The sequence below is a fragment of the Pseudomonas sp. F8002 genome, assembly GCF_013385495.1.
In the GTDB taxonomy this organism is placed as follows: Bacteria; Pseudomonadota; Gammaproteobacteria; order Pseudomonadales; family Pseudomonadaceae; genus Aquipseudomonas.
Genome location: NZ_JACAPW010000050.1, coordinates 1 through 20,934, shown reverse-complemented (window position 1 = coordinate 20,934; position 20,934 = coordinate 1). Strand labels below are relative to the sequence as shown.

Here is a 20,934-nt window from a genome sequence, read left to right as displayed (position 1 = left end):
CCCACGCGGAGCGTGGGAACGATCGGTACCTGTGAAGCGGGGCTGTGTGGACTTGGCCGAGCACTGGCGGTATTCCAGCGCCCGCAACTATGCAGGACAGGATGGCCTGATTGAAATTCAGCGCTGAGCCTGATCGTTCCCACGCTCTGCGTGGGAGCGCAGCCCGTGACGCTCCGCGTCACACAGCGGGACGCGGAGCGCCCAAGGAGACATTCCCACGCGGAGCGTGGGAACGATCATTAGAACTCGATGCGCACATCGCCCTTCGGCACGCTGCAGCACGACAGGATGTAACCCTCAGCTTCATCTTCCTCGGTGATCCCGCCGTTGTGGTCCATCTCGACCTCCCCGCCCAGCTTCAGCACCTTGCACGTCCCACAGATCCCCATGCCGCAAGCTTTCGGAATCAGCAGGCCAAGCTTGGCCGCCGCTGCGTGAACGGTCTCGCCCGGTGCCACGCGGATGCTCTTGCCAGAGGCAATGAATTCCACCTGATGCAGGTCCGCCAGGTCGATTTCCGGCGCATCCGCCGCTTGTTCGGCTTGCTCCACCGCGTCGGCCCGGGCTTCCGGTGGCGTCGCGCCGAAGGATTCTTCGTGATAACGCGCCATGTCGAAGCCGGCGGCTTCCAGCAGGCGCTTTACCGCGTTCATGTAAGGCGTCGGGCCGCAGCAGAAGACTTCCCGCTCCAGGAAGTCCGGCACCATCAGTTCGAGCATCTTGTGGTTCAGGTAACCGCGATAACCGGCCCAGGGCTCACCCAGGCCGTGTTTTTCGCAAATCAGGTGCAGGCTGAAGTTATCAATCCGCGACGCCATGTGCTCCAGCTCGCGGTGGTAAATGATGTCTTTCGGCGAGCGGGCGCTGTGGATAAACGTCATGTCGACGTTGGCGTTGGTGTCGTAGAACCAGCGCGCCATGGACATCACCGGGGTAATACCGACACCACCACTGAGGTACAGCACTTTCGGGCTCGGGAAGTCGATGGCATTGAACAGACCCACCGGCCCGTGCACCGCCAGCTCCTGGCCTTCGTGCAGCGTGTCATGCAACCAGTTGGACACCTTGCCGCCCGGCACGCGCTTGATGGTCACCGAAAAGCTGTAAGGCACCGACGGCGAACTGGAAATAGTGTACGAACGCATGATCGGCTGGCCGTCGATTTCCAGCTCCAGGGTGACGAACTGCCCGGGCTTGAAAAAGAACAGGATCGGCTGGTCGGCCATAAAGCAGAAGGTGCGCACGTCCCAGGTTTCCTGGATGACTTTGACGCAACGGACGATGTGCCGACCATTGGCCCAGGTCTGGGTTGTTACCGGGTTCAGGAAGCTGTTGGACATGCTGTTCTCCATAGCCGTGTGATCGGCCTTATGGTGGCGATTCTGCGTAACGCGCGAATCACCCATTTACCTATCTGCGACATTCACATACTTATCGCGACCAGCCCCCATACCACGGGGGTTGCGCGTCGGGAACAGAGTGGGCCATGTCGTTCATGGATAAGGTTCTGGCCGTTGTGGGGCCCACACTCGCTCCCAACAAAGACGCTTTCTTTACGCCTTGCTGCAAAACCTAGCCACTATTCGCCGGCCACACAGAATGGCCATGAGGACACACACGATGGACGTCACCGCAACCTTAAGCTTGGGCGATCCGCTGGAACCCGCACGCAAGGCCACTGCGCAAATGCTGCAAGAACGCGAGCGGACCTTTTCGCTGCCACAGCCGTTTTACTCTGATGAGCGGCTGTTCGATATCGACATGCAGGAAATTTTCCAGAAAGAGTGGTTGATCGCCGGCATGACCTGCGAGATCCCCGCCAAGGGCAACTACATCACCCTGCAAGTGGGCAAGAACCCGATCATCGTGATCCGTGGCGCCGACGGCGTGGTGCACGCGTTCCATAACGTGTGTCGCCACCGCGGTTCGCGCCTGTGCACCAGCGACAAGGGCAAGGTCGCCAAGCTGGTGTGCCATTACCACCAGTGGACCTATGAACTGGACGGCCGCCTGCTGTTCGCCGGTACCGAAATGGGCGCCGACTTCGACATGAAGCAATACGGCCTCAAGCCGGTGAATGTGAAGACCGCCGGTGGCTACATCTTTATCAGCCTGTCGGAGAACCCGCCGGCCATCGACGACTTCCTGTCGACCTTGAGCCACTACATGGAACCCTACGACATGGAGAACACCAAGGTGGCGATCCAGACCACCTTGTTTGAAAAAGCCAACTGGAAGCTGGTGCTGGAAAACAACCGCGAGTGCTACCACTGCAACGCGTCGCACCCGGAACTGTTGAAAACCCTGCTGGAATGGGACGACGTTACCGACCCGCGGGCCGACCAGGCCTTCAAGGACCACGTGGCCGCCTCCGCCGCCGCCTGGGATGCCGAAAAGATCCCTTACGCCCACGCCAGCTTCGGCCTGCGTAACCGCATCGTGCGCATGCCGCTGCTCAAGGGCACCGTGTCGATGACCCTCGACGGCAAGCAAGGCTGCAACAAGCTGATGGGCCGCATCAAGAACCCGGACCTGGGCTCGATGCGCATCCTGCACCTGCCTCACTCGTGGAACCACTGCATGGGCGACCACATCATCGTGTTCACCGTGTGGCCGATCAGTGCCCAGGAAACCATGGTCACCACCAAGTGGATCGTGCACAAGGACGCCGTGGAAGGTGTGGATTACGACGTCGAGCGCATGCGCAAAGTGTGGGACGCCACCAACGACCAGGACCGTCGCCTGGCCGAAGAGAACCAGCGCGGCATCAACTCCACCGCGTACCAGCCAGGGCCGTACTCCAAGACCTATGAGTTTGGTGTGGTCAACTTTGTGGACTGGTACAGCGAGCGGATGCTGAGCAACCTGGGGGCGGCGCCAGCGCCGTATCTGAAAGGCGTCGCCGTACACGAGTAACCGGCTGACACGCCGCCGATCAAAATGTGGGAGCCGGGCTTGCCCGGCCCCCACACTGGTTTGTGACTGTACAAAATTCATCCAACACCGTGACAGACCGCTGCCCGCCTTACTTCCAGCCATTGCCCAACAACTTATCCACAAAGCCACCCACAGCAATTGTGGGCAACTGCGCTTTCCCGTCGAAATAAAATCAAGAAAATCCGTGACTTATTCAAAGTTACCGGTTTTATCCCACATTGATCATTTTTTGACCTAAAGCCTGAAAGCCACGTCCTGCATGGGCTACAGAGGAACGCAAACACCTTATCCACAGAAGCGCCAACAGACTTTGGGGGCAACTTTGGGCCATCTGTGGAAAACCGCCTTAAACCGAGGAAAATCGCGGCTTTGAGAGCAAAACTCAGCTGGAACGGCGATATTGGCTATATTTTAACCAACACACTGTAAGCCACGTTTTATATGGCCTACAGCGGATAGCAAACATCTTATCCACAGAAGCACCAACAGACTTTGGGGGCAAGTCTACGCCAGGTATTTTCCTTATCCACAGAAAAACCCAAGGAAAAACCGTCAGTTAGGTTGGTTGTTTTTCGTACAGCGAGCTGGAGGGCTTGATTTGCATGGGGTGTGGACAGCCGCGAACAGGTTATCCACAGGCGGGTTAACAGGGATTGTGGGTAAAGCCGCAATCGCCGCAAACCAGTGTGGGAGCGGGCTTGCTCGCGAATACGGTGGATCAGTCAATAGATGCGCCGACTGACACACCGCCTTCGCGAGCAAGCCCGCTCCCACATTGGATCAGCGCACTACACCTTCTTCTATGAGCAACTTGAGAATGGCTTCCGCACCGGCCTCAGGGCTCACACCCTTGAGCACCTGCCCACCGCCGCCGCTGGCCTTGGCCGTTGCAGCCTTCATCCGGTCGGCACCGCTTTTGGCCTTGATCACCTTGAGGCGCTTGGGCCGAGGCTTGGCCGGCTGCAATACAGCGCCTGTGAATAACTCATCCTCCAACACCTCGACGTCATGGGCCGTCAGCTCACCGCGTTGCGCTGGGCCGTAGGCGCTTTGCCGTGGCTTGGGCGCCGCGTTATCCACCGTGGCCATAAACGGCAGGCGCACCTTCAGCCGCCGCCGTTGGCCACGAGGCAAGGCTTGCAGCACATGGGCCACGCCGCCTTCGATGGACTCCACCTGGGCCAGGCCGACAATCAGCGGCCAACCCAGTTGTTCCGCCAGCAGGAACGGCAACATCCCCGAGCCTTCGCCAGTTTCCGCCTGGCTGCCGGTGAGCACCACTTGGGCGCCCGCGTCCCGCAGATAGTCGCCGAGCACCGGCAAGGCGTCTGCCCCGGCCGGTTGTTCAAGCACGTGCAACTGCGGCAAGCCCATGCCCAGGTAAGCGCGCAGGGTGGGTTCGCCGATGTCGCCGGCGTGCAGCACTTGCAGGTTATCCCCTGCCAGTTGCAGGCCCAGTTCCACTGCGCGCGCGTCTTGCTCGGCCCGGCGTGGACGGCCGGAAGTCGGGTGGGCACCGATGGACACCAGGCTGATTACATTCGTCGTCATGGCCATTTCCTTAAGCCGCATCGCGCTTGGCGCCGTGGCGGTAGGCCTCGACCGCAACGATCAAGGCTTGCAGTATCGCGGCGCTTTCGCCGATCACCGACAGGTCGGCACGCTTGATCATGTCGCAGCCCGGGTCGAGGTTGATCGCCACCACCTTGTCGCAGGCACCAATGCCTTGAAGGTGCTGGATCGCCCCGGAAATCCCCACCGCCACGTAAACCCGCGCGGTGACCCAGGTACCGCTGGCGCCGACCTGGCGATCCCGGGCCATGAAGCCGTCATCCACCGCCACCCGCGAAGCACCTTCGGTGGCGCCCAACGCGGCAGCAGTCTGGTGGAACAGCGCCCAGTCCTTGACCCCGTTGCCACCGGAGAAAATAAACTCGGCTTCGGCCATGGGAATCGCCGCCGGGTCCACGGCCACCGCACCCAAATCTTCGATACGCGCAAGGCTGCGGGCCAGGCTTGTGGATAACTCCACCGGCAGCACTTCGTGACGGGTTTCGCTGACGGGATCGGCGCACTCCGCCGCAGCCAGGATCATCCGTGGCAGTGGGCGGGCAAGATCCTCCTGACCCGCGCCTGCACGGCCAATACATTCCTGGCCCTTGATCTGCCAGACCCGCGTGGCCGGGCGCTCCTTGAGGCTCGCGGCAAAACGCCGCCCCAATTCACCACCGCCACTGCGGCTGTCCGGCAGCAACCAGTGGCGCGGGTTGAACTGGTTATCCACAGCCCGCAGGCCCTGGACGCGTTGCTCCGGTGAATAACCGTCGAATTCATGCCTGTCCAACACCAGCAGCCGATCCACACCGGCGGTGGCGAAGGCGTTTTCCTTGTGTTCGCCGAACACCACGGCCAATACCGCACCGTCGTCGCCGGCCAGCTGCCGGGCCAGGCCCAGCAAGTCGCGGTCGTGGCTGCTCAGGCGGCCGCCGACCATGTCCGGCACCACGTTGATGTAGAAAGCGGGCGCCGGTACCTGATGCAGCGGCAACTGCACTTCCACCGCTGCCGTACGCTTGGCCGCGCCGCCCTGCTGGGCGCCGCTGCGGTCAATACGCTTGATGCCGTTGGGGCCGATAAAACCGACACCGTGCACGTTCTTGCGGATGACCCCATTGGGCCCCATCCAGCTGTGTTGCACCGGCTGCATCGCCGCGTGCAGCGGGTGCAGGCGGTTACGGGCGATCCATTCGGCCCGTGGGTCGCGGCGGATAATGTCGCTCATCAATGCACCTCCGCAGGTTCGCGTTTCGGCGCCTTGGCCGGTGCCGCGTCTTCAAGCAACGCGTCAGCTACCAGTTCGGCAATGTCCTTGATCAAGGGACGCGGTTCGACCACGCCTTCCAGCATCGCCGTGCACTGTGGACAACCCACGGCCACCAGTTCGGCACCGGTCTCGCGGATGTCTTCCATGCGCATGTCGGGAATCCGCTGCTTGCCGGGAATATCGGTGATCGGCGCCCCGCCACCGCCACCGCAGCAGCGCGAGCGGAAACCGGAGCGCTGCATTTCCTTGACCTCGATCCCCAGCGCCCGCAGCACTTGGCGCGGTGCCTCGTACTCACCGTTGTAGCGGCCCAGGTAGCACGGGTCGTGATAGGTCACGCTGTTGCCTTTGTGCTGGCCCAGGTTCAGGGCGCCGGCGTCGATCAGTTCGGCCATGTAGGTGCTGTGGTGCTGCACGAGGTAGTTGCCGCCGAAGGCGCCGTATTCGTTTTTCAGCACGTGGAAACTGTGGGGGTCGCAGGTGACGATGCGCTTGAAGCTGTACTTGGCCAGGGTCTGGATATTGCGTGCGGCCAGCAGCTGGAAAGTGGCTTCATCGCCCAGGCGCCGGGCCACGTCGCCGCTGTCGCGCTCTTCAAGGCCCAGTACGGCGAAGTCGACCTTGGCGGCTTTCAGCACTTTGACGAACGAGCGCAGGGTGCGCTGGTTGCGCATGTCGAACGCGCCGTCGCCAACCCAAAAGAGCACGTCGACGGTTTTCTTGTCGCTGAGCAAGGGCAGGTTCAAATCCGCCGCCCAGTTCATCCGCCCGCCCGGTGCGAAGCCGCCCGGGTTGTCGGTGGCGATCAGGTTTTCCAGGACTTCGGCGCCCTTGTTCGGGGTCGCGCCTTTTTCCAGGGTGAGGTGGCGGCGCATGTCGACGATGGCGTCCACGTGCTCGATCATCATCGGGCACTCTTCCACGCAGGCGCGGCAAGTGGTGCAGGACCACAGGGTCTCGGCGTCCACCAGACCATTGACGATTGGCTGGTGCGGGTTGCCGCTGTGTTCGCCGATGGCTTTGCCCGGATACGGGCTGCCGGCGAACTTGGCGTCGGTGCCACCGGCCAGGCCGACGACCATGTCCTGGATAAGTTTTTTCGGGTTCAGTGGCTGGCCGGCGGCGAACGCCGGGCACGCGGCTTCGCACTTGCCGCACTGCACGCAGGCGTCGAAGCCGAGCAGTTGGTTCCAGGTGAAATCCACCGGTTTTTCCACGCCCAGGGGCGCGCTTTTATCGGCGAGGTCCAGGGGTTTCAAACCGGTGGAACGGCCGCCGCCGAAGCGTTCGGCGCGGCGGTGCCAGGCCAGGTGCAGGGCACCGGCGAAGGCGTGTTTCATCGGGCCGCCCCAGGTCATGCCGAAGAACATTTCCGACACGCCCCACAACACGCCCAGGCTCAGCAGCGCGGCGAGCAGCCAGCCGCCGAAGTCCGCCGGCAGAATCCCGGCCACCGGCAAGGTCACCAGGAAGAAGCTCACAGAGAACGCCATCAGGCTTTTCGGCAGGCGCATCCACGGGCCTTTCGACAGGCGTGCAGGCGGGTTGCGACGGCGCAGGTAGACGAACGTGGCGCCGACAAACATCAGCACCGAAGCCAACAGCAAGGCGTAGCCGAGGATGCGGTTATGCAGGCCGAAACCGTGCACCAGGATCGCCAGCAGCGCCGAGAGCACAAAGCCCAGGGCGGTGGCGACGTGGGTGTTGGCGATGTATTTGTCGCGGGCGACCACATGGTGCAGGTCGACCATGTAGCGCTTGGGCATGGCCAACAGGCCGCCGAGCAAGTCGACCTTGGAGGACCTCCCGCGGCGCCACATGTTCACCCGGCGCAGCGCGCCGAGGACGGCAAGGCCCAGGGCGGCGAAGAGCAGGATGGGAAGAAGGGTGTTCAACATGGTGAAGCTCCCGAAGACCACACAGGTCTACTGTGAAACTGGCCCGAAATGTGGGAGCGGGCTTGCTCGCGAAGGCAGCGTGTCAGTCGATGCATCCAGTGGCTGACACACCGCTTTCGCGAGCAAGCCCGCTCCCACATTTGACCGAGTACACCTCGTCAGAAATCCTTGCACAGGCGCAGGGCGTCATAGATGGCCGCGTGGGTATTACGCTGGGCTACGCAGTCACCAATGCGGAACAGCAAGTACCCCTCGCCCGGCTCGCTCAGGCACGGCTGCGGCTTGATCGCGAACAGGGCCTCGATGTCCATCTGGCCCTTGTTGCGCGAGCCTGCCTTGAGCCCGTAGTAGAGCGCTTCGTCCGGACGCACGCCGTTCTCGACCACCACCTGGTCCACCACCCGCTCTTCCCTGGCCCCGGTGTATTCGTTCTCCAGCACCGCCACCAGCTTGTCGCCTTCGCGGTAGACCTTTTCCAGCATCATGTCGCCGGTCATGATCACTTCCTTGGGGTACATGCTGCGGTAGTACGTCGGGAACGACGTACCGCCCACGGCCACGCCCGGCTTGATGTCGTCGGTGACGATCTCCACCTGGCTGCCCTTGTCCGCGAGGAAGTCGGCCACCGACATGCCGGTGAACTCGCAGATGGTGTCGTACACCAGCACGTTCTTGCCCGGCGCCACCTTGCCGTCGAGCACGTCCCAGCTGCTGACCACCAGGCCTTCAGCCGCGCCCCAGTGTTCGTTTTGCTCCAGGAACGGATGACCGCCCACCGCCAGCACCACCACGTCCGGGCGCAGGTCGAGGATGGTCGCCGCGTCCGCCGCCACGCCCAGGCGCAGGTCGACGTTCAGGCGCGCCAGTTCCAACTGGAACCAGCGGGTGATCCCGGCAATCTGGTCACGCTGCGGGGCTTTCGATGCAGTGGTGATTTGCCCGCCGATAAATTCTTTCTTCTCGAACAGCGTCACGTCGTGGCCACGTTCGGCAACCACCCGCGCCGCTTCCATCCCGGCCGGGCCGGCACCCACCACCACGACTTTGCGTTTTGGCCCGGTGGATTTCTCGATGATGTGCGGCACGCCCATGTATTCACGGGAAGTGGCGGCGTTCTGGATGCACAGCACATCCAGGCCCTGGTACTGGCGGTCGATGCAGTAGTTGGCGCCGACGCACTGTTTGATCTGGTCGATCTGGCCCATCTTGATCTTGGCGATCAGGTGCGGGTCGGCGATGTGGGCGCGGGTCATGCCGACCATGTCCACGTAGCCGCCTTCCAGGATGCGCGTGGCCTGGTTCGGGTCCTTGATGTTCTGCGCGTGCAGCACCGGGGCCTTGACCACTTCCTTGATGCCGGCCGCCAGGTGCAGGAACGGCTCCGGTGGATAACTCATGTTCGGGATAACGTTGGCCAGGGTGTTGTGGGTGTCGCACCCCGAGCCGACCACGCCGATGAAGTCGAGCATGCCGGTGTCGTCGTAGTACTTGGCGATCTGTTTCATGTCCTCGTGGGACAGGCCGTCCGGATGGAATTCGTCGCCGCACAAACGGATGCCGACGCAGAAATCCGGGCCGACTTCCTTGCGTACCGCCTTCAACACCTCAAGGCCGAAACGCATGCGGTTTTCGAAGCTGCCGCCCCATTCGTCAGTACGTTTGTTGACCCGAGGGCTCCAGAACTGGTCGATCATGTGCTGGTGCACCGCCGACAGTTCCACACCGTCCAGGCCACCGGCCTTGGCCCGTGCCGCAGCGGTGGCGTAGTTGCCGATCACCCGCCAGATTTCTTCAGGCTCGATGGTCTTGCAGGTGGCGCGGTGCACCGGCTCGCGGATGCCCGAAGGCGACAGCAGCGTGGGCCAATGCTCGCCGTCCCAGCGCGAGCGACGGCCCATGTGGGTAATCTGGATCATGATCTTGGCGCCATGCTTGTGCATGGCGTCGGCCAGGTTCTGGAAGTGCGGGATGATCCGGTCATCCGCCAGGTTCACCGACTTCCACCAGCCTTGCGGGCTGTCGATGGCGACACTGGAAGAACCGCCGCAGATCGCCAGGCCGATCCCGCCCTTGGCTTTCTCTTCGTAGTACTTCACATAGCGGTCGGTGGTCATGCCGCCGTCGGTGGCATACACCTCAGCGTGGGCGGTACTGAGCACGCGGTTGCGGATGGTCAGTTTGCCGATCTGGATCGGCGCAAACATTGCTTCGAAAGCCATGGCAGGGTCCTCGACTTACAACGGCTTGACGGTGAACAGGCCGTCGTCGTGGCCCTCTTCGGAGCCGCCGTAAACTTGTTCCGCAACGGTGCGAACCTTGCTGCCACGGGCTTCGAGGATCTGGTCCATCGCGCCGGCAAACCAGCCGGTGAACATGTAGTCGACCTTGCGCCCGACCTTGCCGTACACGTAGACGAACGCCGAGTGCTCGAGCTTGACGCTGGCGGTGCCTTTGTCGAGGTCGATGTCCTGGATCTTGAACAGGCCCCAGCCGCGCTGCGACAGGCGCTTCATGTAGTGCTCGAACACTGCGACGCCTTCCAGGCCGTGGCATTCAGCTTCTTTTTCACACCAGTGCCAGGCGGATTTGTAGCCGGCCTTGTAGAGGATCTCGGCGTAGGCCTCGCTGCCCAGGACTTCTTCGATCCCCATGTGATTGTTGACGAAGAAATGGCGCGGCACGTACAGCATCGGCAGGGCGTCGGAGGTCCAGACACCGGTTTCGCTGTCGACTTCGATAGGCAATTGAGGGGCGATCTTGGCCATGGAAACTTAACTCCGGAAAATGCTTTGGTAAGCCCCCGACGCATAAGGTTGGGGGAAAAGAGGCGTGAGTGGTGGCTTATTCGCCCCAGACGTCCTTCAGGACGTTGACCCAGTTTTCGCCCATGATCTTGCGCACCACGCGCTCGGGATGGCCGCGCTTGAGCAGGGTCTCGGTGAGGTTCGGGAACTCGCCCACGGTGCGGATGCCCAGCGGGTTGATGATCTTGCCGAAGCTGGTCAGGCGGCGGGCGTAGCCCTTGTCGTGGGTCAGCATTTCGAAGAAATCCTGGCCATGGCCCTGGGTGAAGTCGGTGCCGATGCCGATGGCGTCTTCGCCCACGATGTTCATGGTGTATTCGATGGCTTCGGCGTAGTCGTCGATGGTCGAGTCGATGCCCTTGGCCAGGAACGGCGCGAACATGGTCACGCCGACAAAGCCACCGTGGTCGGCGATGAACTTCAGCTCTTCATCGGACTTGTTGCGCGGGTGCTCTTTGAGGCCTGAAGGCAGGCAGTGGGAGTAGCACACCGGCTTTTTCGATTCGAGGATGACTTCTTCGGAAGTCTTGGAGCCCACGTGGGACAGGTCGCACATGATGCCGACGCGGTTCATCTCGGCGACGACCTCGCGACCGAAGCCCGACAGGCCGCCATCGCGCTCATAGCAGCCGGTGCCCACCAGGTTCTGGGTGTTGTAGCACATCTGCACCACGCCAACCCCGAGCTGCTTGAAGATCTCGACGTAGCCGAGCTGGTCTTCAAACGCGTGGGCGTTCTGGAAGCCGAAGATGATGCCGGTCTTGCCCTGTTCCTTGGCGCGACGGATATCGGCGGTGGTTTTCACCGGGATCACCAGGTCGCTGTTTTCGCGAATCAGGGTCTGGCTGGCCACGATGTTGTTAATGGTGGCCTGGAACCCTTCCCATACCGACACGGTGCAGTTGGCAGCGGTGAGGCCACCCTTGCGCATGTCTTCGAACAGGTCGCGGTTCCACTTGGCAATGATCAGCCCGTCGATAACGATGCTGTCGGCGTGCAATTCGGCTGGGCTCATCAGGCGTCCCCTTATTGGCGATTCATGCGCCGAATCGTCTGCCGGCGCTTTGGGGCCAGCATATGCCCCGGGGCAGAAGGAGCCGGGTGCAAAAACGACAAGGGAATTGCCGAAAGCGTCAATCCGCGACAAAGGCCAACATGACATCTCTGACGGGTGTCTGTTCTTTGTCTTACGCTTGAGCCAGAATTTGCTCATCAACTGATATGAGACGGCGCAATGAAATCGATTTTCCTGGCTTTGGCACTCATCGCAACCGGCGTACACGCCGCTGAAGACACCGACAGCACGCCCTGCGATGGCATCGAGAACGACAAGCAAACCCTGGAATGCGCCACCTACAACAAAACCACCGCCGAACAACTGCTCAAGGATAACTACCAGGGCTTGCTGGAACGCATGGGTTCGACCTATGGCAGCAACAAGACGCAGCTGGCGGACATTACCGCTCGTCTGAAGGATGCCCAGCAGAAGTGGGAAAAGTTACGTGATGCGGATTGCGCCGTAGATACCTTTCCGGCAGTGGCGGGCAGCAAGGCATATGCGATCCAGCAGAATGATTGTCTGGCGCGGATGAGTGATGAACGGTCGGAGTTTTTGGAGTCGATTGGGCAGGAATAAGCGACAATCCCCTCCACTCTTTACTCAGAACCAAGGCTATTCATGACAATCTGCGGCATCGAAATCAAAGGCAGCGAAGCCATTATTGCTGTCGCCTCTCTCGACGGTCAGGCATTGAGCCATGCAGCCCTGGCCACCAAGAAAATCGCCCTTGAAGACGATGATGAGGCGGCCAACGTCAAGGCCTTCGCCGCTCAGGTCAGCGCGTTTGTGCGGGAAAACGGCATCAGCCGCATCGCCATCAAGAAGCGCAGCAAGAAAGGCGAATTCGCCGGTGGCCCGACCACGTTCAAGATTGAAGGTGTGTTTCAGTTGCTGGAGGGCGTTGAAGTGACGCTGCTGTCGCCGCAGACCATCAATGCGCAGAACAAGAAACACGACTTTGCCCTGCCGGCGACGCTGAACAAGTATCAGCATGAGGCTTACAAGGCCGCGTGTTCAGCCCTGCTGAAGAAGTAAGCCACACCACAAATCTCCTGTGGGAGCGGGCTTGCTCGCGAATGCGGTGTGTCAGTCAATACATGTACCGACTGATCCACCGCTTTCGCGCTCCCACATTTGATCTGCATTGTTCTCAAGAGCGGTGTTCATACCGCTTCCCGGCGCCGATCTTCCCTTGGGCACTTGGCAAACCTTGCCCGGTAGCTGCGGGTGAAATACGACGGCGATTCAAACCCGCAGGCGATGCTCACCTCCAGCACGCTCAGGTCGCTCTGGCGCAACAACTGCCGAGCCTTTTCCAGGCGCAAACCCAGGTAGAAGTTGCTCGGTGTGTCGTTCAGGTGCAGCCGAAACAAGCGCTCCAACTGCCGCCGCGTGACCTTGATCGTCTCCGCCAGCGCCAGTGTGCTCAACGGCGGTTCCGTGTGCTGTTCCATCTCCCCAATCACCTGCACCAACTTCTTGTTGTTGATGCCGTAGCGCGTGGCGATCTGCATGCGTTGGTGGTCTTTGCGCGGGCGGATGCGGCCGAGCACGAATTGCTCGGACACCTGGATCGCCAACTCGGGCCCGTGGGCCTGGCTGATCAGGTCGAGCATCAGGTCTATGGAGGCGGTGCCGCCCGCCGAGGTGATGCGCCGGCGGTCGATCTCGAACAGCTCCTGGGTCACCGTCAGCTGTGGATAAGATTCCTTGAAGGCGTCGATGGCTTCCCAGTGCAGGGTCAGGCGGTGGCCGTCGAGCAGGCCGGCTTCGGCGAGTACGCAGGCGCCGGTGTCGATGGCGCCCAGGGTCACGCCGTCGTGGTCAAGGCGACGCAGCCAGTGTTCCAGTGCGGGCGTGGCGAACTTCAGCGGTTCGAAGCCGGCCACCACCAGTAAGGTCGAGCCTTTCTTCAGCGGCTCCAGCGCGGCGTCGGCGTTGACCGACATGCCATTGCTCGCCAGCACCGCGCCGCCGTCGGCGCTCAAGACGTGCCAGCGGTACAGCTCGCCGCGAAAACGATTGGCAACACGTAAAGGTTCGATCGCGGAGATAAAGCCGATGGCGGAGAAGCCCGGCATCAGCAGAAAGTAGAAATCCTGGGACATGGAGCGCTCTCGTAGGACGGACAGCGTGGTCACTGTGATACGCCAGTTCAATCGGTCATTCAAGGGGGCAGGTCGCTGCAGTGCAAGAGCTGGTCGCCGCCGTGCGTTTTGTCGGGGACCAAGCTGCGTAACTTGGCTGCACGGTGCACAAAGACGCCGGAACCCACAATAACAACCTGCCGAGGGAACCACCATGAACCGACTGATCAGCCGCTGTGTGCTCGCACTCAGCGCCAGCGCCATTTTGAGCACCAACGTCATGGCAGCCGATGCGGCTTCTTGCCAGAACGTGCGCATGGGCGTGGTGAACTGGACCGACGTAATCGCCACCAGTGCCATGACTCAAGTGTTGCTCGACGGCCTCGGCTACAAGACCAAACAGACCAGCGCGTCCCAGCAAATCATCTTTGCCGGGATTCGCGACCAGCGCCTGGACATGTTCCTGGGCTACTGGAACCCGCTGATGACCCAGACCATCACCCCGTTTGTCGAGGCCAAGCAGGTCAAGGTGCTCGACAAGCCGTCCCTGGAAGACGCCCGCGCGACCCTGGCGGTGCCGACTTACCTGGCCGACAAGGGCCTGAAGACCTTCGCCGACATCGCCAGGTTTGAAAAAGAACTGGGCGGCAAGATCTACGGCATTGAACCAGGCTCGGGCGCCAACACCCAGATCAAGGCGATGATCGCCAAGAATCAGTTTGGCCTGGGCAAGTTCCAACTGGTGGAATCCAGCGAGGCCGGCATGCTCGCCGCCGTCGACCGCGCCGTGCGCCGCAAGGAGGCCGTGGTGTTCTTCGGCTGGGCGCCGCACCCGATGAACGTCAACGTGGCGATGACTTACCTCACCGGCAGTGATGACGCGCTGGGCCCGAACGAAGGCATGGCCACCGTGTGGTCCGTCACCTCGCCGACCTACGCCGAGCAATGCCCCAACGTGCACAAGTTGCTCAGCAACCTGACCTTCACCGCCGCCGACGAGAGCCGAATGATGCAGCCGCTGCTGGATCACAAGGACGCTTTCGAGTCGGCCAGGCAATGGCTCAAGGATCACCCGCAAGACCAGCAGCGCTGGCTGGAAGGCGTGACCACCTTCGACGGCAAACCCGCCGCAGCCAACCTGCAATTGACCAGCAAATAACCTGTCTTGAATCACCGTTTCGCAGCCGCTCCTGGCTGCGAACGGTATGACTACGCCTGAAAATCACGCCTGTAAGGAACCTGCCTCATGAACCACGACGTCATCATCACCTGCGCACTCACCGGTGCTGGCGACACGACCGCCAGAAGCCCTCACGTGCCGGTCACTCCGAAACAAATCGCTGCCGCGGCGGTGGAAGCGGCCAAGGCCGGTGCCACCGTGGTGCATTGCCACGTACGTGACCCCGAGACCGGCAAGTTCAGCCGCGACGTGGCGCTGTACCGCGAAGTGATGGAGCGCATCCGCGAGGCGGACGTCGACATCATCGTCAACCTCACCGCCGGCATGGGTGGCGACCTGGAAATCGGTGGCGGCGAGAACCCCATGGAATTCGGGCCCAACACCGACCTGGTGGGCCCGCTGACCCGCCTGGCCCACGTGGAAGAGCTGCTGCCGGAAATCTGCACCCTGGACTGCGGCACCCTGAACTTCGGCGATGGCGACACCATTTACGTCTCCACCCCGGCCCAGCTGCGGGCTGGCGCCAAACGTATTCAAGAGCTGGGCGTTAAAGCCGAGCTGGAGATTTTCGACACCGGTCACCTGTGGTTCGCCAAGCAGATGATCAAGGAAGGCTTGCTCGACAACCCGTTGTTCCAGCTGTGCCTGGGCATCCCGTGGGGCGCGCCGGCCGACACCACCACCATGAAAGCCATGGTCGACAACCTGCCGGCTGACGCGGTGTGGGCCGGCTTCGGCATTGGTCGCATGCAGATGCCGATGGCGGCGCAAGCAGTGCTGCTGGGCGGCAATGTGCGGGTCGGCCTGGAAGACAACCTGTGGCTGGACAAGGGCGTGCTGGCGACCAACGGCCAGTTGGTGGAGCGCGCCAGCGAGATCCTCAGCCGCCTGGGTGCGCGGGTCATGACCCCGGCCGAAGGCCGCGTGAAGATGGGCCTGACCAAGCGCGGCTAAGACACACCGCACGACGCCCTGCAGGAACCGAATCAAATGTGGGAGCGGGCTTGCTCGCGAATGCGGTGGATCAGCCACCGAATGCATCAACTGAAAGCCCGCTCCCACATTTTGATCTTAGCTCTCACACAGAATCACCGAACTCTCTTAGGAATTTGCCATGAGCTTTATCACTGAAATCAAAACCTTCGCCGCGCTGGGCAGCGGCGTTATCGGCAGTGGCTGGGTATCCCGCGCACTGGCTCACGGCCTGGATGTGGTGGCCTGGGACCCGGCGCCTGGTGCCGAAGCGGCCCTGCGCAAACGTGTCGCGAATGCCTGGGGCGCACTCGAGAAACAAGGCCTTGCACCCGGCGCCTCGCAAGACCGCCTGCGCTTTGTGGCCACGATTGAAGAGTGCGTGAAAGACGCCGACTTCATCCAGGAAAGCGCCCCGGAACGCCTGGAATTGAAGCTGGAGTTACACAGCAAGATCAGCGCGGCGGCCAAGTCGAATGCGTTGATTGGTTCGAGTACTTCGGGGCTGTTGCCGAGCGAGTTTTATGAAGGCTCCACGCACCCGGAACGTTGCGTGGTGGGGCATCCGTTCAACCCGGTTTACCTGTTGCCGCTGGTGGAAGTGGTAGGCGGCAAAAACACTGCGCCGGAAGCGATTCAGGCAGCAATCAAGGTGTACGAATCCCTCGGCATGCGCCCTTTGCATGTGCGTAAGGAAGTGCCCGGTTTTATCGCTGACCGTCTGCTGGAAGCCCTGTGGCGTGAGGCGTTGCACCTGGTGAACGATGGTGTGGCAACCACCGGCGAGATCGATGATGCGATTCGCTTTGGCGCCGGTTTGCGCTGGTCGTTCATGGGCACGTTCCTGACCTATACGCTGGCGGGCGGTGATGCCGGGATGCGCCACTTCATGGCGCAGTTCGGCCCGGCCTTGCAGCTGCCGTGGACCTATCTGCCGGCGCCGGAATTGACCGACAAATTGATTGACGACGTGGTGGACGGCACCAGCGATCAGTTGGGCAAGCACAGCATTTCGGCGCTGGAGCGCTATCGTGATGATTGCCTGCTGGCGGTGCTGGAGGCGGTGAAGACCACCAAGGAAAAACACGGTATGACCTTCGCCGAATAACCGCTGTTGATTTTCTGTGGGAGCTGGCTTGCCTGCGATAGCGATGTTGGATTCACCGCCGCCATCGCAGGCAAGCCAGCTCCCACATTTGACCGAGTACATACCCGGAATTCATGACATGCCCGCACTCACCACCTACACCACCAAAATCCTCCCCGAGTGGGTCGACTACAACGGCCACCTGCGCGATGCGTTCTACCTGCTGATTTTCAGCTACGCCACTGATGCGCTGATGGACACCCTGGGCCTGGACAGCGAAAACCGCGAAGCCAGCGGCCACTCGCTGTTCACCCTGGAGTTGCACCTCAACTACCTGCACGAAGTGAAACTGGGCGCCGCCGTCGAGGTGCACACCCAACTCATCGCCCACGACCGCAAGCGCCTGCACCTCTATCACAGCCTGCACCTGGTGGGCGACGAAAAGGAGCTGGCGGGCAACGAACAGATGCTGCTCCACGTCGACCTCGCCGGGCCGCACTCGGCGCCATTCAGTGAAGCGGTGCTGGGCAGGCTTGCCAGCATCAGCGCCGAACAAACCGACCTGCCGAAGCCCGCCCTGCTCGGCCGCGTGATTGGACTGCCACCCCAAAAATAAGGAATCGCCATGCAAACCGCCGCCGCTGTTGCCGACTTCCGTACTTACCCACTGATCAGTGACCTGGCCGATGTGCAGGTGCACGGCGATCACCTCAGTGTGCGATGGGCCGATGGGCGGGTCAGCCCGTTTCATCACCAGTGGCTGCGGGACAACTGCCCGTGCCCTGTTTGCGTCTACAGCGTGACCCGTGAACAGGTGCTGGAAATCGTCGATGTGGACGAACACCTCACGGCCCTCAGTGCGCGTATCGACCAGGGTCTGCTGACAGTGGAATGGAGCGGCGGGCATCGCAGCCAATACGATCCCGGATGGTTGCGGGCGCACGCCTACGACGATGAGTCCCGCGCCGAACGCCGGGCTGCCAAACCGAAATCCCTGCTGTGGGACCGTACGTTCGAGCTGCCCGTATTCGACTACGCAGCGCTGATGGAAGACCCGAAAGCCCTGCTGCAATGGCTGCTGGCTTTGCGTGACAGCGGCCTTACGCAAGTGCGTGGCGTGCCCACCGAACCTGGCTCGCTGGCGCTGATCGCCAAGCGCATTTCGTTCATCCGCGAGAGCAACTTCGGCGTGCTGTTCAACGTGCAGTCCAAGGCCGATGCCGACAGCAACGCCTACACGGCATTCAACCTGCCGCTGCACAGTGATTTGCCGACGCGGGAGCTGCAACCCGGGCTGCAGTTCTTGCATTGCCTGGTGAACGACGCCGACGGGGGCGAGAGTATTTTTGTCGATGGTTTTGCGATTGCGCGGGCGCTGCGGGACGAAGATCCGGAAGCCTTTCGCGCGTTGTGCGAGATCCCGGTGGAGTTTCGCAACAAGGACCGTCACAGCGACTATCGCCGGCTGGCGCCGATCATCGCTCTGGATGCCTTGGGTGAAGTCGCCGAGATTCGCATGGCCAACTTTCTGCGCGGGCCGTTTGAGGCGCCTGCAGAGCAGATGCCGTTGCTCTATCGCGCCTATCGCCGGTTTATTGCGATGACCCGGGAGGAGCGTTTTCGACTGGTCAAACGTCTGAATCCGGGCGAGCTGTGGTGCTTTGATAATCGCCGGACCCTGCATGCGCGCAATGCGTTTGATCCGGCGTCCGGCGCGCGGCATTTCCAGGGCTGCTATATCGATCGGGATGAGTTGTTGTCGCGGATATTGGTGTTGCAGCGGTAGACCGAGGCGCGCCCTTCGCGAGCAAGCCCGCTCCCACAGTTGACCGAGTTCTCCTGAAAAAACGCGGTCAACTGTGGGAGCGGGCTTGCTCGCGAAGGGGCCAGCAGCTTCACCTCAAATTTCAGCTCAAAAAAAGCCCCGATCCAGCCGTGACAGGATCGGGGCAGAGTGCTTTGTGTGAGCTGCGCATCCCGAGGGTGACCAAACCTTCAAGCTGCTTGCTTGATGCCAGTGTGCACACTCCCCTGCCTTGCGAGTTAGCCGAAAACGACCTGTTCATAGGTGTGCCGGACATTCATGCATTCAGGCCTTGCCGACTCGGTGATGGCCTACCAGAATCGACCTCAATCCCCCGCTCCCCTAACAAGGATTAACGTCATGATGCACGCGGATTTGATTGACCAGGATGACCTGCTGGGCCAGCTGCGGTCGTTGGGTTTCGAGGTGTCCAGCGGCGCTACGGCCGAGCAGGCTTGCGAGTGTGCGGTGCGCGGCTTGAGCGCGGCACGGGCCAAGGCGCTCAAGGGTATGGTTGAGCAGATGTACACCGGCAGCGCGACGATCTTGCCGGCGGTGAGGCAGGCGATCGACAAGCAGTTGTTGCCGGCGCTGGTGCAATTTCGGCAGAACTCTGGCGCCTGATATACCGCATTCGCGAGCAAGCCCGCTCCCACATTCGACCGCGTTCCTACTGAAAAAACGCGGTCAAGTGTGGGAGCGGGCTTGCTCGCGAATGCAGGCGACTCGGTCTAAAGCCTTACACTCGCGAAAGTCGACTCATTCCTGGCCTGGCTCAACGCCGACAACGGCCCGGACAACGGTGACAACACCAGCGCCTGCGGAATCGGCATCATCGCCACCTGCTGCGTGGTGTTGGAACCCACACGCTCATCCCGCGGCGGAATGCCGAAGTATTCGCGGTAGCACTTGGAGAAGTGCGGCGTGGAGACAAACCCGCACACCGACGCCACTTCGATGATCGACATCGGCGTTTGCTTGAGCAACTGCCGCGCACGGATCAGGCGCAACTTGAGGTAGTAGCGCGACGGCGAACAGTGCAGGTATTTCTGGAACAACCGCTCCAGCTGACGCCGGGAAACCGCGACGTACACCGCCAGTTCATCGAGGTCGATCGGCTCTTCCAGATTGGCCTCCATCAGCGCGACGATTTCCTGCAACTTCGGCTGGTTGGTGCCAAGCATGTGCTTGAGCGGCACGCGCTGGTGATCCTGTTCGTTGCGGATGCGCTCGTACACAAACATCTCGGAGATCGCCGCCGACAATTCACGGCCGTGGTCGCGGCTGATCAGGTGCAGCATCATGTCCAGCGGCGCGGTGCCGCCGGAGCTGGTGAAGCGGTTGCGGTCGAGGGTGAACAGGCGTGTGCTCATGGCCACGCGGGGAAAGGCTTCCTGCATCGACGCCAGGCATTCCCAGTGCACGCTGCAATCAAACCCGTCCAGCAGGCCGGCGCAGGCCAGGGCCCAGCTGCCGGTGCACACCGCGCCAAGGCGACGGGACTGGCGCGCCTGGCTTTGCAGCCACGACACATGTTCACGGGTCACGGTGCGCTGGATACCCACGCCGCCACAGACGATCACGGTGTCCAGGGCCGGAGCTTTGTGCATGGAAGCATCGGGGGTGATTTGCAGACCGTCGCTGGCCCACACCTGGTTTCCGTCCACACTCAACGTCGTCCAGCGATACAGCTCGCGGCCGGAGAGTTGGTTGGCCATGCGCAGGGGTTCGACTGCGGAGGCCAGGGAAATCAGCGTGAAATTGTCCAGCAGCAAAAAGCCGATGGATTGAGGCGCACGGTTCTGGGGTTGAGCCCCGGAGTTGAACGACGTCATCGCGGTATCTCCTCACACAAAGCGGGTGATGGCCTCAGGCGAGGCTCTTGTTATTGCGCTCATCGCCTTAAGGAAACTCCTATGGCGAGAGGCTTTGTATTGATAGAGCAAATGCCATGCCTAAAGTTGAATGCGTATTCAATAACTCCTGAAAACGACCTCATGACGTGTCTATATAAGCCCGCGCATGGAGTGGGGGATATGACCCAGAAAAGACGTGAGAGAACGCAGGCTCAAGGTGTGTGAGCAGATCGGTAGCACTTGTGGGAAGGGAGAGAAACGACGTGGGAAAAGTCTGTCACCACAAGCACGGGTGACCGATGGTCATGAGGGGAAATCGTTCGGGAGCTACTTATCTAATTGCGACGCGCCAAAAGGTGGCGCTTGCGGGTGTCGGTGTTCACTTTATGAGCAGTGTTGCTCTTCTGTGGCGAGGGAGGCCCCAC

At 61.5% G+C, this 20,934-nt stretch carries 18 protein-coding genes; 9 read left to right on the top strand and 9 right to left on the bottom strand.

Annotation, left to right across the window (positions count from 1 at the left end; genetic code table 11):
• Positions 1 to 239: 239 nt before the first annotated feature.
• Positions 240 to 1,340: a glycine-betaine demethylase subunit GbcB gene (gbcB, locus tag HX811_RS30890; RefSeq protein ID WP_003216947.1), complete on the bottom strand. Its 1,101-nt coding sequence runs from the start codon at positions 1,338 to 1,340 to the stop codon at positions 240 to 242.
• 280 nt (positions 1,341 to 1,620) lie between these two features.
• Between gbcB and gbcA the strand changes: the two genes are divergently transcribed.
• Positions 1,621 to 2,916, top strand: coding sequence for a glycine-betaine demethylase subunit GbcA (gene gbcA, locus HX811_RS30885; protein WP_003216945.1), 1,296 nt, complete (start codon positions 1,621 to 1,623; stop codon positions 2,914 to 2,916).
• Between the two features lie 801 nt (positions 2,917 to 3,717).
• Here the strand turns inward: gbcA and HX811_RS30880 are convergent.
• From HX811_RS30880 to HX811_RS30855, 6 genes are all read right to left on the bottom strand, one after another.
• Positions 3,718 to 4,488: an electron transfer flavoprotein subunit beta gene (locus tag HX811_RS30880; protein ID WP_102370063.1), complete on the bottom strand. Its 771-nt coding sequence runs from the start codon at positions 4,486 to 4,488 to the stop codon at positions 3,718 to 3,720.
• 10 nt (positions 4,489 to 4,498) lie between these two features.
• Complete coding sequence (locus HX811_RS30875) at positions 4,499 to 5,719, bottom strand: electron transfer flavoprotein subunit alpha/FixB family protein (RefSeq protein ID WP_177048694.1); 1,221 nt, start codon at positions 5,717 to 5,719, stop codon at positions 4,499 to 4,501.
• The gene (dgcB, locus tag HX811_RS30870) at positions 5,719 to 7,659 is read right to left on the bottom strand and encodes a dimethylglycine demethylation protein DgcB (protein ID WP_177048692.1); all 1,941 of its coding nucleotides are present in this window, start codon (positions 7,657 to 7,659) and stop codon (positions 5,719 to 5,721) included. The genes HX811_RS30875 and dgcB overlap by 1 nt, the downstream gene beginning before the upstream one ends.
• Positions 7,660 to 7,817: 158 nt before the next feature.
• The gene (gene dgcA / locus HX811_RS30865) at positions 7,818 to 9,878 is read right to left on the bottom strand and encodes a dimethylglycine demethylation protein DgcA (protein ID WP_177048690.1); all 2,061 of its coding nucleotides are present in this window, start codon (positions 9,876 to 9,878) and stop codon (positions 7,818 to 7,820) included.
• A 15-nt stretch (positions 9,879 to 9,893) separates the two neighbouring features.
• On the bottom strand, positions 9,894 to 10,424 hold the full coding sequence (locus tag HX811_RS30860) for a DUF5943 domain-containing protein (protein ID WP_087694765.1): 531 nt from the start codon (positions 10,422 to 10,424) through the stop codon (positions 9,894 to 9,896).
• A 76-nt stretch (positions 10,425 to 10,500) separates the two neighbouring features.
• A complete protein-coding gene (locus tag HX811_RS30855; RefSeq protein WP_003216932.1) occupies positions 10,501 to 11,478 on the bottom strand; it encodes a dipeptidase in 978 nt (325 codons plus the stop codon).
• Positions 11,479 to 11,697: 219 nt separating this feature from the next.
• Between HX811_RS30855 and HX811_RS30850 the strand changes: the two genes are divergently transcribed.
• Positions 11,698 to 12,099 carry a lysozyme inhibitor LprI family protein gene (locus HX811_RS30850; RefSeq protein WP_003216930.1) on the top strand — a complete coding sequence of 134 codons (402 nt, stop codon included), beginning with the start codon at positions 11,698 to 11,700 and terminating at the stop codon, positions 12,097 to 12,099.
• A 42-nt stretch (positions 12,100 to 12,141) separates the two neighbouring features.
• The gene (locus HX811_RS30845; RefSeq protein WP_177048688.1) at positions 12,142 to 12,558 is read left to right on the top strand and encodes a DUF3010 family protein; all 417 of its coding nucleotides are present in this window, start codon (positions 12,142 to 12,144) and stop codon (positions 12,556 to 12,558) included.
• A 128-nt stretch (positions 12,559 to 12,686) separates the two neighbouring features.
• Here HX811_RS30845 and HX811_RS30840 read toward each other — a convergent pair whose 3' ends face one another.
• Positions 12,687 to 13,631 carry a GlxA family transcriptional regulator gene (locus HX811_RS30840; RefSeq protein ID WP_177048686.1) on the bottom strand — a complete coding sequence of 315 codons (945 nt, stop codon included), beginning with the start codon at positions 13,629 to 13,631 and terminating at the stop codon, positions 12,687 to 12,689.
• A gap of 193 nt (positions 13,632 to 13,824) precedes the next feature.
• On the opposite strand from HX811_RS30840, the gene HX811_RS30835 reads away from it, so the two are divergent.
• The 6 genes from HX811_RS30835 (at position 13,825) to HX811_RS30810 (ending at position 19,277) form a co-directional block, all read left to right on the top strand.
• Positions 13,825 to 14,769, top strand: a complete 945-nt coding sequence (locus HX811_RS30835; protein WP_008430636.1) for a choline ABC transporter substrate-binding protein — start codon at positions 13,825 to 13,827, stop codon at positions 14,767 to 14,769.
• Between the two features lie 87 nt (positions 14,770 to 14,856).
• Positions 14,857 to 15,744, top strand: a complete 888-nt coding sequence (locus tag HX811_RS30830) for a 3-keto-5-aminohexanoate cleavage protein (protein WP_003216924.1) — start codon at positions 14,857 to 14,859, stop codon at positions 15,742 to 15,744.
• 160 nt (positions 15,745 to 15,904) lie between these two features.
• A complete protein-coding gene (locus HX811_RS30825; RefSeq protein WP_177048684.1) occupies positions 15,905 to 16,870 on the top strand; it encodes an L-carnitine dehydrogenase in 966 nt (321 codons plus the stop codon).
• 118 nt (positions 16,871 to 16,988) lie between these two features.
• Positions 16,989 to 17,465, top strand: coding sequence for a thioesterase family protein (locus HX811_RS30820; RefSeq protein ID WP_102370068.1), 477 nt, complete (start codon positions 16,989 to 16,991; stop codon positions 17,463 to 17,465).
• A 9-nt stretch (positions 17,466 to 17,474) separates the two neighbouring features.
• Entirely contained in the window at positions 17,475 to 18,635 is a 1,161-nt protein-coding gene (locus HX811_RS30815) for a gamma-butyrobetaine dioxygenase (RefSeq protein ID WP_008430627.1), read from the top strand.
• Between the two features lie 378 nt (positions 18,636 to 19,013).
• Positions 19,014 to 19,277: a hypothetical protein gene (locus tag HX811_RS30810; protein ID WP_003216918.1), complete on the top strand. Its 264-nt coding sequence runs from the start codon at positions 19,014 to 19,016 to the stop codon at positions 19,275 to 19,277.
• Positions 19,278 to 19,384: 107 nt separating this feature from the next.
• Here HX811_RS30810 and HX811_RS30805 read toward each other — a convergent pair whose 3' ends face one another.
• A complete protein-coding gene (locus tag HX811_RS30805; protein ID WP_003216915.1) occupies positions 19,385 to 20,488 on the bottom strand; it encodes a GlxA family transcriptional regulator in 1,104 nt (367 codons plus the stop codon).
• Positions 20,489 to 20,934 lie beyond the last annotated feature (446 nt).

Excerpts from the sequence above, each read along its gene's own strand:
- HX811_RS30880 (WP_102370063.1), bottom strand. The coding sequence starts at position 4,488 with ATGACGACGAATGTAATCAGCCTGGTGTCCATCGGTGCCCACCCGACT.
- dgcA (WP_177048690.1), bottom strand. The coding sequence starts at position 9,878 with ATGGCTTTCGAAGCAATGTTTGCGCCGATCCAGATCGGCAAACTGACC.
- gbcA (WP_003216945.1), top strand. The coding sequence starts at position 1,621 with ATGGACGTCACCGCAACCTTAAGCTTGGGCGATCCGCTGGAACCCGCA.
- dgcB (WP_177048692.1), bottom strand. The coding sequence starts at position 7,659 with ATGTTGAACACCCTTCTTCCCATCCTGCTCTTCGCCGCCCTGGGCCTT.
- HX811_RS30845 (WP_177048688.1), top strand. The coding sequence starts at position 12,142 with ATGACAATCTGCGGCATCGAAATCAAAGGCAGCGAAGCCATTATTGCT.
- gbcB (WP_003216947.1), bottom strand. The coding sequence starts at position 1,340 with ATGTCCAACAGCTTCCTGAACCCGGTAACAACCCAGACCTGGGCCAAT.
- HX811_RS30835 (WP_008430636.1), top strand. The coding sequence starts at position 13,825 with ATGAACCGACTGATCAGCCGCTGTGTGCTCGCACTCAGCGCCAGCGCC.
- HX811_RS30805 (WP_003216915.1), bottom strand. The coding sequence starts at position 20,488 with ATGACGTCGTTCAACTCCGGGGCTCAACCCCAGAACCGTGCGCCTCAA.
- HX811_RS30875 (WP_177048694.1), bottom strand. The coding sequence starts at position 5,719 with ATGAGCGACATTATCCGCCGCGACCCACGGGCCGAATGGATCGCCCGT.
- HX811_RS30840 (WP_177048686.1), bottom strand. The coding sequence starts at position 13,631 with ATGTCCCAGGATTTCTACTTTCTGCTGATGCCGGGCTTCTCCGCCATC.
- HX811_RS30815 (WP_008430627.1), top strand. The coding sequence starts at position 17,475 with ATGCAAACCGCCGCCGCTGTTGCCGACTTCCGTACTTACCCACTGATC.
- HX811_RS30860 (WP_087694765.1), bottom strand. The coding sequence starts at position 10,424 with ATGGCCAAGATCGCCCCTCAATTGCCTATCGAAGTCGACAGCGAAACC.
- HX811_RS30825 (WP_177048684.1), top strand. The coding sequence starts at position 15,905 with ATGAGCTTTATCACTGAAATCAAAACCTTCGCCGCGCTGGGCAGCGGC.
- HX811_RS30830 (WP_003216924.1), top strand. The coding sequence starts at position 14,857 with ATGAACCACGACGTCATCATCACCTGCGCACTCACCGGTGCTGGCGAC.
- HX811_RS30855 (WP_003216932.1), bottom strand. The coding sequence starts at position 11,478 with ATGAGCCCAGCCGAATTGCACGCCGACAGCATCGTTATCGACGGGCTG.
- HX811_RS30850 (WP_003216930.1), top strand. The coding sequence starts at position 11,698 with ATGAAATCGATTTTCCTGGCTTTGGCACTCATCGCAACCGGCGTACAC.
- HX811_RS30810 (WP_003216918.1), top strand. The coding sequence starts at position 19,014 with ATGATGCACGCGGATTTGATTGACCAGGATGACCTGCTGGGCCAGCTG.
- HX811_RS30820 (WP_102370068.1), top strand. The coding sequence starts at position 16,989 with ATGCCCGCACTCACCACCTACACCACCAAAATCCTCCCCGAGTGGGTC.